This is a genomic window from Mesorhizobium sp. WSM3868 (assembly GCF_002294785.1).
Taxonomy (GTDB): domain Bacteria; phylum Pseudomonadota; class Alphaproteobacteria; order Rhizobiales; family Rhizobiaceae; genus Mesorhizobium.
The window spans coordinates 1-13,009 of record NZ_NSGB01000017.1; the positions used below are offsets into that span (position 1 = coordinate 1).

The 13,009-nt window shown below is 65.4% G+C and carries 4 protein-coding genes and 2 pseudogenes; 4 read left to right on the plus strand and 2 right to left on the minus strand.

The genetic code is table 11. From position 1 onward, the window contains the following. Both CK221_RS23120 and CK221_RS23125 read right to left on the minus strand, forming a co-directional pair. Positions 1-2,147, minus strand: a pseudogene (locus CK221_RS23120) (translocation/assembly module TamB); the annotation flags it as partial. Then, entirely contained in the window at positions 2,147-4,075 is a 1,929-nt protein-coding gene (locus tag CK221_RS23125; RefSeq protein ID WP_095779391.1) for an autotransporter assembly complex family protein, read from the minus strand. The gene CK221_RS23125 and the pseudogene CK221_RS23120, both read right to left, overlap by 1 nt. A 278-nt stretch (positions 4,076-4,353) precedes the next feature. On the opposite strand from CK221_RS23125, the gene CK221_RS23130 reads away from it, so the two are divergent. The 4 genes and pseudogenes from CK221_RS23130 to CK221_RS31280 all read left to right on the plus strand — a co-directional run bounded on the left by CK221_RS23130 (position 4,354) and on the right by CK221_RS31280 (position 12,874). Further along, positions 4,354-9,834: an alpha-2-macroglobulin family protein gene (locus tag CK221_RS23130; RefSeq protein WP_095779392.1), complete on the plus strand. Its 5,481-nt coding sequence runs from the start codon at positions 4,354-4,356 to the stop codon at positions 9,832-9,834. Between the two features lie 163 nt (positions 9,835-9,997). After that, positions 9,998-12,088 carry a penicillin-binding protein 1C gene (gene pbpC, locus CK221_RS23135; RefSeq protein ID WP_095779393.1) on the plus strand — a complete coding sequence of 697 codons (2,091 nt, stop codon included), beginning with the start codon at positions 9,998-10,000 and terminating at the stop codon, positions 12,086-12,088. Further along, positions 12,081-12,500, plus strand: a pseudogene (locus CK221_RS31275) (M15 family metallopeptidase); the annotation flags it as partial. The gene pbpC and the pseudogene CK221_RS31275, both read left to right, overlap by 8 nt. Further along, on the plus strand, positions 12,491-12,874 hold the full coding sequence (locus CK221_RS31280; protein ID WP_245499158.1) for a M15 family metallopeptidase: 384 nt from the start codon (positions 12,491-12,493) through the stop codon (positions 12,872-12,874). The pseudogene CK221_RS31275 and the gene CK221_RS31280, both read left to right, overlap by 10 nt. Positions 12,875-13,009: the final 135 nt, after the last annotated feature.

Genomic DNA, 13,009 nt, shown 5'->3' on the forward strand with positions numbered 1-13,009 from the left:
TTGATGGTGAGGTTCGGAGCCGCGCCATCCTTGGCGAAAGCGATCGTGCCGTTGATATCGCCGGTCGCCGTCTGGCCACCTAGCGCCGCCAGCGGACCGACATCGGGAACGGCCAGCGTTAGCGTGCCAACCGGCAGGAACGCTTCGTCAAGCGCGAGGTCGCCCGAAACCTTGTTGTCGCCGAGTGCAAGGCTAAGCCCCCTGATCGCGCGCTTGCCGGCGGCAGTCACCAACGACGCCTCGATGTCGAGCGGCTGTTCCTCGACGCTGCCCGTCAGCGAGATATCGGCCGAGGGGTTGGCGATGTCCGCTTTGCCCTTCGCCGAGAGCTTGATGTCCTTCACCGTGCGGCCGGCCGCCGTCAGGCTCGCGCTGTCGGCCGACACCGAGAAATCCGGCGCCCAGCGCGGACCGCTGGCGGTCAGCGCGAAATTGACCCCGCCGGCAAGCGGCGTGCCCGCCAGCGACGACAGCGCCGATACATCGCCCAGCGTTCCCTTTACGTTTGCCTGGATGTCCGAGCCTTGCGCGCTGGCCGTGCCGCTGGCGCTGAGCGAGCCCGAGGTGAGCTCCAGCTCGTTGGCCGCGAAAGCGCCTTCCGGATCCCGGGTCGCGGTAGCCGAGAATTTCACCCGGTCGCCAAGCAGCGAGCTGATCTGCGGCGGCAGCGCCTTCGATACGGCGTCGGCGTTCATTTTCAGCGTCATCGACAGATCGGCGAGCGAGACGCCGGCGGTCAGCGCGGCATTGAGCGCATCGCTGCGCAACGTGCCCTGGTCGACGGTTACGGTGTCTCGGCTGATCGAACCGGCGAGATCGGCGGCTAGCTTGCCCGTCACCAGCGGCGCCAGGGTCGCCACGTCGGTCTTCAGACCGGCGGCCGCGAGCTTGACATTGACCGGCCCGGTGCGGGTCGCGACGTCGAAGCCGTCGGAATGGACCTGTCCCGTCACATTGTTGAGCTGCGTGCCGCCGACGGCGATCGAGGCCAAGGAGGTGCCGATGTCGACTATCGGCGCCTTGCCGTCGCCAAAGGCGCGTGCGGTCGCCTTCTCGACCGCGACCAGGATCGGCACCGCGCTGGTGCCGACGTCGATGGTGACGGGCTTGTCCTTGGCGGAGAGCTCGACGGCAAGATCGCTGGCGCCCTTCGGGTCGACATTGCCGATGGCCGTGCCGTGCACGGCGCCGCTCTCTACAATTGCGCGCTCGATATCGATCCCGCCTGTCGCGGTCGCCGTCCCGGCCACGTCGAAATTCGTCTTGCCGGCAAACAGCGACTTGAACTTCTCCGGCAGGAAGCGCTCGAATTCGCCGTCGCCTTTGGCCTCGATATAGTGGCCCCTGTCGCTCAACTGATGGCGGCCGGTGAGCTGGGCGACGATCTGACGGTCGACAACGAACGTGCCGATGCCGTTCCAATTGGCGAGCGGCCCCGTGCCGGAGACGACGATATCGACGGGGGGCGCATCGGGGAGCTTGAGCAAATTGGCGATGATGCCGCCGGCCGGCTCCGACGCCTTGAGATCGAGGTCGAGCTTGTTGTCGGCCGGCGCGAAACGGACCTTGGCGTCGACATTGCCCTGCTTGCCGTCGCGGCGGGCGACTTTGAGCACCGTGTCGATCGCCAGCGGCGATGGATCGGCCTTGAGCGAACCCTTGGCGGCAAGTTCGGCAATGCCGCTGCCGGCGAGCTCTTGCCCGAGCGCGATCTCCGGCAGCTCGATCTCTTTGACGTCGATCGAGACCGGCAGACTGTTCGATGCGCCTTGCGACGGCTGTTGGCCGGCTCGTGGCAGCCGCGCCAACTCGATGCGCTCGGCTTCGATGCGATCGGCGCTGAAGTTGCGCGACAAAAGCGCCGTCGGCGACCAGTCGAGCGCCACCTTGCGCGCCACCAGCCAGGGCCCGGTACGATCCTCCAGCACGACATGATCGAGCCTGAGCTGACCGGACCAGATGCCTTCGATACCGCTGACGGTGATCTTGCGGTCCTCGGTCGAGGCCAGCTTCGAGATCAGACCGGCGAGATTCTGACGGCCACCTTCGGTGCCGGTCAGCACGGCGAGCGCGCCGATCGCCACCACCAGCAGCAGGAGCAGCGTGTAAAGGCAGATACGAAGGATGCGCCAGAATATCCTCATCATCAGAACGCCTGACCGATGCCGGCATAGAGGCCGAAATGCGGATCGCCCGGATCGCGGTTGAGCGGCACGGCGGCGTCGATGCGCAGCGGCCCGAATGGCGTAAGATAGCGCAGACCGACGCCGGCGCCGACCTTGACGTCGGAGAAATCGGGGAAGGATTTGGTCGAGACCGTGCCGGCATCGACGAACGGAACGATGCCGATCGTGTCGGTGACGGCCATGCGCATCTCGACCGAGGTCTCGAACAGGGACAGGCCGCCGATCGGCTGGCCGTCGATGTCCTTCGGGCCGATACCTTGATAGGCATAGCCGCGCACCGAGCCGCCGCCGCCGGAATAGAAGCGCCTGTCGGCCGGAACATTCTGCAGCCCGGTGCCAACGATCGAGCCGAGCGTGGCGCGTTCGGCGAGGACGAATTTGCTCGCCGTATCGAGCGACTGGTAAGCCGAGCCTTCGCCCTTCAACTTAAGGAAGGTCGCGCCGTTCAAAATGTCGTAGCTCGGCTCGGCATAGGCGAGCGCCCGGAAACCCCTGGTCGGGTTGAGCTTGTTGTCGCGGCTGTCATAGACATATTGCAGCGGAATGCTGGCGATCAGATAGGTGTGCTTGCCGAAGGCGTCGGTGATCCTCGAGTAGTCGAGGTCGAATTCGGCCGAGACCCGCTGCCTCTTGTCGAGGTCGTAGGAGACTCCAACGTCGCCCTTGACCGAGAAATGGTCATAGGCGTCGGGGTGCTCCAACACGGTCTTGACGCCGGTGAAGAACTTCGATGTCGGCCCGAGCACCCCCGGCTTCTCGAACATGATGCCGGCATTGTAGTTGAGCGCGGAAATGCTGTTGCTGCCGATGCCGCTGATGGAGCCGTCGATGCGCAGCTTCTCTGCCTGGCCGAACAGGTTGCGGTGGCCCCAATAGCCTTCGAGCCCCAGTCCTTCCGTGTTCGAAAACGTGCCGCCGACGCCGAAAAAGCGCGGCTTGCGCTCGCTCACCTGGACGTCGATCGGAATGTTACCTTGGGCGTCGAGGCTCTCGCCCTCCTTGATGGTCACGCTGTTGAAGACTTCGAGCCCGAGCAGCCGATCGCGGGCATCGTCAATCTCTTGCGGCGAATATTGCTGGCCCCGCTTTAGGTCGGTCATGTATTCGGTGAAGTCGCGATCGACCTTTTCGGTGCCCTCGACGGTGGTGTCGCCATAGCCGGCGACCGGGCCGGCCGCGACCGTCAGTGTCACGTCGAGCGTCGAGGTGTCATGGTTTGCGACGATCTCGCGATCCGTCACCTTGGCTAGCGGCCTGCCCTCCTCCTTGAGCGCTCGCACGATCGCCGCTTCGGCCTTGAGCACGGCACCCGAACTGGCGTCGCCGCCCGCGATCAGGCCGAAATCGGCGCTCGCCAGGCCGGCCGCGTCGCCTTTCAGTCTGATGTCGCCGAGGGTGAATTTCGGCCCGGCGGCAATGCTGACGACCACCGGAATGGGCTGCGGCCCCTTGAATTCGGCGTCCGGCGGCAGTTCGTCGATGGACTTGCCCTCTATGGTGATGGTGACCACGCCCTCGTAGCGGGCGTCGGCATAAAGGGCGGCAACGAGTTGCTCGCGGTCGCTGCGCGCCTTGGCCATCAAGCCGAGCGACCCCGATACCGGATGCTCCTCGTCATTTTTGAGCGCCGAGGCATCTTCCAGCTTCTTGACCAGATCCTTGTCGGCATCGGGAGCGTCAATGGTCACCGAATAGCGCAGCGGATCGACGATGTCGGCATCCTCGTCCTTGGACGAGCCCCAAAGCTTGATGCCGAAAATCTCGAAAGCAGCCGCCGGCCGCGCTTCGCCGGCGAGCATGGCCGCGCAGACGAGCGCCAAAAGCAGGGCGCGCGGAAGCCCGCGCCCTGGCGCGATCCCTCCTGACATCTGCGTTTCATACGCCGGCATTACGCTAACCTAGACGACAAAACTAAAATTGGAATGAAGTTCTGAAACGCTCGTAAAGGGGCCACAATCCAATTGTCTGAAATAGACCGGGCTTGGAATTCACACCTTTTGCGCCTTCGCAAGAAAGCGTGAACCCTTGTCCCATGGAGGTTCTGTCGAAATACCGGCCTGTGGCCGGCATGGAAACCGTTGGCGGGTTGAAAACCTGCCGCGTTCGGCGTTGACAAGCCTATTTGATGCTTGATCATGGCCGGACGCTGCAATGTCGGGAGGGTGATATGGCAATGCGCGCGGCTCGTGGTCTCTCTTTCCTCGTTCTTCTGTTCTTTGCCTTGAGCGGGGCCGCGCAAGCGGCCGAAGCCCGGCGAATCGTGACGACCGACAACTCCGACTATTTCGGTTTCGACCTCAGGTCCGACCAGAATGTCAGCCTCGACCAATGCAAGACCACGTGCCTCGGCGATCCCGCCTGCCGCGCCTTCACCTACAACACCAAGGCCAAATGGTGCTTTCTCAAATCCGACTACAATCAGCTGAAACCCTTCAGCGGCGCAGTCGCCGGCAAAGTCGCAAACGTCGATGGCGACCCCGATATCGGCGCGCCGCCTCCACTTGCCTTCTTCCCCAACTGGATGGCCGATCAGGCCCAGCAGTTCCGCAACAAGCTGACCGATCCGGCCTATGACAAGCCGACCGAAGGGCTGGCCGCACTTCAAGCCGCGGCCGAGCAGGCAGCGCTGACCGGCGACCATCGCCTGGCCATGCAGAAATACCAGGCGGCGCTGTCTGTCCTGCCCGACGACGGCGCGCTCTGGCTGGCGCTGGCGCGCGAGACGCTCGGCGTGCAGCCGGCTTCCAACACCTCCGAACCCTCTACCCTGCCGGCAAACGTCACCTCGGCGGCCTTCAACGCCTATAAGCTGGTGCGCACGGCAAAGACCCGCGCCGAGGCGCTGGCGCTGCTTGCCGCCGGCCTCGACAAGCGCGACCTTTTCCGGCCGGCCATTCAGGCCTATGAGGCGAGCCTTGCGCTGGTGAACTCGCCAGCCGTGCAGGCCGACTACGCCGACCTCAAGGCACGCAAGGGTTTCCGCGTCATCGACCATTCCGTCGATGCCGATTCCTCTTCGCCGCGCATCTGCGCCCAGTTCTCCGAGGACTTGGTGAAGACCGGCGTCGACTATTCGCAGTTCGTCACCGTCGACAATGCCGCTCCCAAGGCTGTCGAAGCCAAGGACAAGCAGATCTGCGTCGAAGGGCTTGAACATGGCCAGCACTATGACGTGACCTTCCGCGCCGGTCTGCCGGCCGCGATCGGCGAGACGATTGCCGCTCCGGTCGTGCTGTCGATCTATGTCCAGGACCGCGCCCCGTCCGCCCGCTTCACCGGCGACAGCTTCGTGCTGCCGGCCGGCGCCCGCCGCGGCATTCCGGTCGTCACCGTCAACATGAGCGCCGCCAAGATGAAGCTCTACCGCATCGGCGACCGATCGCTGGCGCAGCTTCTGTCCGGCTACCAGTTCCTGCATCAGCTCGACGGCTACGACATTTCCACCATTTCCGACCAGATGGGCGAGCCGGTCTGGGAAGGCACGCTCGACATCGCCAACGACCTCAACAAGGAGGTCACCACCTCCTTCCCGGTCGACGAAGCGATCCCGCAGCGCAAGCCCGGCGTCTATGTGCTGACCGCCCAGCCGGTCGACGACAAGAGCGACGATTATGGTTCGCGCGCCACCCAGTGGTTCGTCGTTTCCGACATCGGTCTGTCCACTTATACCGGCCAGGACGGTCTCAACGTCTTTGCCCGCTCGCTGGGCTCTGCCAAGCCGATTGCCGGCGCCGAACTGACGCTGCTTGCCAAGAACAATGAAATCCTCGGCACGGCGACGTCCGACGCCGAGGGCCATGCCGTTTTCAACCCCGGCCTGACGCGCGGCGAAGGCGGCATGGTGCCGGCGGTGCTGATGGCCAAGCAGGGCGACAACGACTTCGTCTTCCTCGACATGGGCCGCGCCGGTTTCGATCTGTCGGACCGCGGCGTTGCCGGGCGTGCCGCGCCCGGCGCGCTCGACGTCTATGCCTGGACCGAGCGCGGCATCTACCGCGCCGGCGAAGACGTCCATGTCGCCGCCCTTGCGCGCGACGGCGCCGCCAAGGCGGTCGAGAACCTGCCGCTGACCTTCATCTTCACCCGACCCGATGGCGTCGAGAACCGCCGTATCGTCAGCGACGGCGCTTCCGCCGGCGCCCATGCCGTCGATCTGTCGCTCGAGCCTAACGCCATGCGCGGCACCTGGTCGGTGTCGATCTACACCGATCCCAAGCAGGCACCGGTCGCCAGCCATATGTTCCTGGTCGAAGACTTCGTGCCGGATCGCATCGAGTTCGACTTGACGGCCGACAAGAAGGAAATCGCGCAGGGCGAGACAGCCAATGTCAGCGTCGACGGCCGCTTCCTCTATGGCGCGCCGGCCGCCGGCCTCGCGCTCGAAGGCGAGATGACGCTGTCGACCACGGACAGCTGGGATCGGTTCAAGGACTTCACCTTCGGTCTCGCCGACGAGCAGTCGGCCGAACCTTCGGTGACGCCTTTGGCCAACCTTCCCCTCGTCGGCGACGACGGCAAGGCGACCTTCCCGGTCTCGATCGACCAACTGCCCTCCACGACCAAGCTGATCAACGCCAAGGTCACAGTCCGCATGCGCGAAGCCGGCGGCCGTGCCGTCGAGCGCTCGCTCGACATCGCCGTCCAGCCGGAAAAGGAGATGATCGGCATCCGCCCGGATTTCGAAGGCGGCGAGGTGCCGCAAGGCGGAACGGCGAAATTCAGCATCATCGCCGTCGATCCGAACGGCAAACGCGAGGAGCTGAAGGGCGCGCAGTGGTCGCTGGTCAAGGTCGAGCGCAATTACCAGTGGTACCGTTCGAACAATTCCTGGAACTATGAAGCGGTGAACCTCACCAAGGCCGTCGCCAACGGCCAGATCGACCTGAAAGCCGACGGCGAGGCGACCGTGTCGCTTCCTGTCGACTGGGGCCGCTACCGGCTCGAGGTCGAGACGGCCGACCCCGATGGCCCGGCGACCAGCTATGAGTTCGACGCCGGCTGGTACGTCGCCTCGACCACCACCGAAACACCGGACGGCCTGGAGATCGCTCTCGACAAGGACACTTACGCCGCCGGCGAGGTGGCCAAGCTCAAGGTGTCGCCGCATTTTGCCGGCGAACTCCTGGTCACCGTCGGCGCCGAGAAGCTGTTGAAGACCGTCACCGCTTCGGTGCCGACCGGCGGCAGCACCGTCGACATCCCGGTCGGCAACGACTGGGGCGCCGGCGCCTATGTCACGGCGACTTTGTTCCGGCCCGGCGATGCGCAGGAATCGCGCATGCCGGCCCGCGCAATCGGCGTCAAATGGCTGACCGTCGATCCGGGTTCGAAAAAGCTCACTGTTGCGCTTACGCCGCCTGAAAAGACGGCCCCGCGCCAGCAGCTGTCGATCCCGGTCGCCGTCAGCGGCGCGCAAGCCGGCAGCAGGGCCTATGTGATGGTCGCGGCCGTCGATGTCGGCATCCTCAATCTCACCAACTACAAGGCGCCAGATCCGGAGGACTGGTTCTTCGGCCAGCGCATGCTGGGTCTGGAAATCCGCGACCTCTATGGCCGCCTGATCGACGGTTCGCTCGGCACCACCGGCAAATTGCGGACCGGCGGCGACGGCGCCAACATGCAGTCGCAGGGCAGCCCGCCGACCGAGAAGCTGGTCGCCTTCTTCTCCGGCCCGGTCGAGCTCGATGCCAACGGCAAGGCGCGGATCGATTTCGACATCCCGCAGTTCAACGGCACCGTGCGCGTCATGGCCGTCGCCTGGACCAAAGAGGCCGTCGGCCATGCTCAAACCGACGTCATCGTGCGCGATCCGGTGGTGATCACCGCCGGCCTGCCGCGCTTCCTGGCGCCTGGCGATGCCGCGACGATGCGTCTCGACATCGCCGACACCGACGGCCCTGCCGGCGACTACAAGCTGTCGGTCACCACGACCGGCGATCTCTCGACCGGCGACAAGCCCCTGCCCGAGAAGCTGACGCTTAGCCAGGGCAAGCGGCAAGCGCTCTCATTTCCGCTGATCGCGCAGACGGCGGGCGACGCTTCGATCACCGTCAAGCTCGCGCATGACGGCGGAACGGAGGTCGAGCAGACGCTCTACCTGCCGGTGCGCCCGGCGCAGCTCCCGGTCACCAACCGCATGGTGGTCGACCTGAAGCCCAATGGCGGAGCCTTGCGCGTCGACAAGGAGCTGCTCGCCGCAAGCGTGCTCGACGGTGCTTCGGTCAGCATCGGCGTCTCGCAGGCAGCCGCCTTCGACGTCCCTTCGCTTTTGATGACGCTCGATCGCTACCCCTATGGCTGCGCCGAACAGACAACCAGCCGCGCCTTGCCGCTGCTCTATGTCAACGACATGGCCAAAAGCATCGGCATGGAGAGCGATCCGGACCTGCATGGGCGCATCCAAGATGCCGTCTACAAGGTGCTGAGCTACCAGGCATCAAGCGGCAGCTTCGGCCTCTGGGGCCCGGGGTCCGGCGATCTCTGGCTCGATGCTTATGTCACGGAGTTCCTGACCCGGGCACGCGAGCAGAAATACGACGTGCCGGCTCAGGCGATGAACCAGGCGCTGAACAACCTGCAGAACTCGCTTGGTTATGACCAGGACGTCCAGGATCGCGGCAGCGAGATCGCCTACGCGCTCTATGTGCTCGCCCGCAACAAGAAGGCCTCGATCGGCGATCTGCGCTACTATTCGGACACGCAGCTCGAGTCCTTCTCCAGCCCGATGGCTGTCGCCCAACTGGCCGCGAGCCTGGCGCTCTATGGCGACACCCAGCGTTCGGAGGCGACTTTCCAGACGGCCTTGCGGCTGGCGCAGGCAAGCACCGAATACGACTACTATCGCTCCGATTATGGCTCGCCCCTTCGTGACGGCGCGGCGATGCTTGCGCTGGCCGCGGAATCGAAGCCGGTGCCGAGCATCGTGCCGCAGCTGATCAGGCTGGTGGCGCGTGAACGCGCCGACGCCCGCTGGACGAGCACGCAGGACGAATCCTGGATGCTCCTTGCGGCAAGGGCGCTGAAGGAAGGCAACAATTCGATCACGCTTTCCGTCAACGGCGCGCCGCATACCGGCGGCTATTCCGATCGGGTTGCCGGCAACGACCTTGTCGACAGCCCGCTCGCCATCGCCAACACCGGCACGACGGCGCTGCAGGCGGTGGTCACCGCGGTGGCCGCACCCGTCGAGCCGCTGCCGGCCGGCGGCGACGGCTTCACCATCGATCGTACCTACTACAGGCTCGACGGCACTAAGGCCAACATCACCGAGGCCAGGCAGAACGAACGCTATGTGGTCGTGCTCAAGGTCTATGAGCAGAACAAATGGCCCTCGCGCCTGCTGATCACCGATCTGTTGCCGGCCGGCTTCGAGATCGACAATCCGAGCCTGGTGTCCAGCGCTCAGTTGTCGAACTTCTCCTGGCTGGCGCAGACCGACGCCGCGCATCTGGAGTTCCGCGACGACCGCTTCGTCGCCGCCTTCAATCCCAACGAAGGCGACGGCGACCGCAACATCACGCTGGCCTATGTCGTGCGCGCCGTGACGCCCGGCACCTATGCCCATCCGGCGGCGACGGTGGAGGACATGTACCGGCCGCAATATTCGGCCCGCACCGCCTCCGGCATGATGGAGGTCAAGGCGGAGTAAGTATTCCGACGCTGGCGATCACAAACATGTCGATAGCGCTGCCCATCATCCAACTGCCAGCACCTTATCCTCGTGAAAGACGGGGAGAAGGGACAAGCTCCAGCGCTGACGCCCTCCTCTCCCCGTCGTTCACGGGGAGAGGGTAAGGGTGAGGGGCAGCGCCATGCTCTCCAAAAAATTGTTGCGCCGCGCTGCCATAACGGCAGCGTCCTCCGCCGCCTGTCTTGCCCTTTCCGTCGCCGCTCTCTGGGAGCTCGACCGCGCCTTCCCGCCGCCGCTCCCGGCGCCGCTGACGGTCTCCACCGAAGTGCAGGACCGCGACGGCGAACTCTTGCGCGCCTTCGCCACACCGGACGGTTATTGGCGGCTGGAAACTCGGCTCGACCAGGTCGACAAGCAGTTCGTCGACATGCTGGTCGCCTATGAAGACAAGCGCTTCTGGGACCACCGCGGCGTCGACATGCTGGCGCTTTGTCGCGCCGCCGGGCAGTTCGCCACCAGCGGCCACATCGTTTCCGGCGGCTCGACGCTCTCGATGCAGCTTGCCCGTCTGATCGAGCCGCGCGACAGCCGCAGCCTCGCCTCCAAGGCCAGGCAAATCCTGCGCGCCATCCAGATCGAGCGGCGTTTGTCCAAGCGCGAAATCCTCGAGCGCTACCTGACGCTGGCGCCCTATGGCGGCAACCTGGAAGGTGTGCGCGCCGCCTCGCTCGCCTATTTCGGCAAGGAGCCGAAGCGGCTGACCGTATCGGAAGCAGCACTTTTGGTCGCGCTGCCGCAGTTGCCGGAAAAGCGCCGGCCAGACCGCAACCTCGACATCGCGCATGCCGCGCGCGACCGCGTGCTCACCCGCATGGTCTCGGCCGGTCTGCTCAACGAACGAGAGGCAGCGCGCGCCGCGCTCGAGGACGTCTCCGGCCTGCGCCGCAAGCTGCCGGCATTGGCCGCGCATGCGTCCTACGCCATGCTGCCCAAGGCTCAACCCGGCAAGCCGCTGCAACTCACCATCCGCCGCAGTGTTCAGCAAGGGCTGGAACAGGTGGCGAAAGAGGCCGCCAGGAAGCTCGGCCCAAAGCTTTCCGTCGCCATGGTGATGGCCGATGCCCGCACCGGCGACATTCTTGGCGAAGTCGGTTCAGCCGATTTCTTCGACGCCAGCCGATCCGGCTGGATCGACATGACCAAAGTAGTGCGCTCGCCCGGCTCGACGCTGAAGCCGTTCATCTATGGGCTTGCCTTCGAGCAAGGCCTGGTGGCGCAGGAGACGATCATCGAGGACAGCCCCGCCGACTTTGGCGGCTACCGGCCGAAGAATTTCGACATGGGCTACCAAGGCGACGTCAGCATCAGGCAGGCGCTGCAGCTGTCGCTCAACGTGCCGGCGATCCGGGTGCTGGACGCAGTTGGTCCCGCGCGGCTCACGGCGCGCTTCCGCCAGGCCGGCGTCAACCTGGTCCTGCCGCTCAACGAGGCGCCCGGGCTGGCGATCGGCCTCGGCGGCGCCGGCGTGACTTTGCGCGACCTGGTGCAGCTGTATACCGGCCTCGCCAATGGCGGCAAGATGCACACGCTGCATGACGGCACCGAGCCGGCCAATGCCGGGCGCGTCACCGCCACCATCCTCGACGACCAGGCCGCCTGGCAGATCGACGACATCCTGTCCGGCGTGAAGCCGCCCGAAGGTGCGGCCCAGCGCGGCATCGCCTACAAGACCGGCACATCTTACGGCTATCGCGATGCCTGGTCGGTTGGCTTCGACGGCCGCTATGTGCTTGGCGTCTGGGTCGGCCGTGCCGACGCCGGCCCGGTACCTGGCCTCTCCGGCTATGTCTCGGCCGCGCCCATCCTGTTCGAAGGCTTTGTCCGCTCGGGTTTGGCGAGCGTGCCGCTGCCCGGCCGGCCGCCGGGTCTCTTCAATCCCAAACGCGAAGAGTTGCCGGTGACGCTCGCCCGCTTCGGCGCCGGCTCCGACGGGCTGGTGCAGGCAACGCCGACCGAGCCGGCGCCCACCATCGTCTTCCCGCCGGACGGGGCTCGCGTCGACCTCGGCACCAACTCTGCGGACGCTTCGCCGCTTGTGCTGAAGCTGCAAGGCGGCCGCGCGCCGTTCCGCTGGCTTGCCAACGGCAAGCCGCTCGCCGGCATCGACCGCCGCCGCACCGCGACCTGGCAGCCCGACGGCACCGGCTATTCGACTCTCACCGTTATCGACGCCGCCGGGCGCGCGGCGAGCGTGAAGGTTTTCGTTGAATAGAATCCGGCAAGCGATTCGGCGCGTTGCGCCTTTCAAGGATCGAAAGGCACTTCTCTCGAGGCTTATCGCGAAGCACACCCGTCCTTCAGCGGGAGCAGCTATAATCCTCCCGGCACTGGCTCTCCTGGCTGCCTTCTCCGCCCACGCCGACCCCCTGCCCGCCGGATTCGTCCGGCTCGCCAATGTCGATCCGACCATTCGCCAGGACATCCGCTATGCCGGGCTGGTAAACTTCCTGCAGCGCAAGGTCGACGGCTACGAAGCGCCGGTCTGCATCCTGACCGCGCCGGCGGCGAAGGCGCTGTCCGTCGTCCAGAAAGCAACAACGGCCAAGGGCCTGACGCTGATACTCTTCGACTGTTACCGCCCGGCACGCGCCGTCGCCGACATGGGCAGATGGACATGGCAAGGCGGCCCGCCCGACCCGCAGTGGTATCCGAAGGTCGACCGCGGCGACCTCATCTCCGAGGCTATGTCGGCGAACTGTCCAGCCACTCGCGCGGCTCGACCGTTGACCTCGCCGTCGCTGAGCTTGACGAGACAACCGCGGCTCATCGCGCCTGCGGCGCGACTGACCCCGGCACCCTCGACTTCGGCACCGGATTCGACTGTTTCGATTCGGCGAGCGAGACGGCCCACCGCCCGCTGCCCCTCCAAGCGACGGCAAACCGCACGATGCTGCTTTCGGCCATGCGCGCCGCCGGCTTCGGCAACTATGCGCGCGAATGGTGGCATTTCACCCTTGCCGACGAGCCGTTCCCAAGCAGCGCTTCGATTTTCCGGTGACCGCCGACTAGGGCCACACGGCTTGCCGTGACCGCGACCGCTTCTAATTAGGCCCGCTGACGAGGATCCATGTTGCCGCCACGTGAGGAAGATATTTCCTCGACTGGCCACCCCTCAGCGAAAAATTGCTGCAAG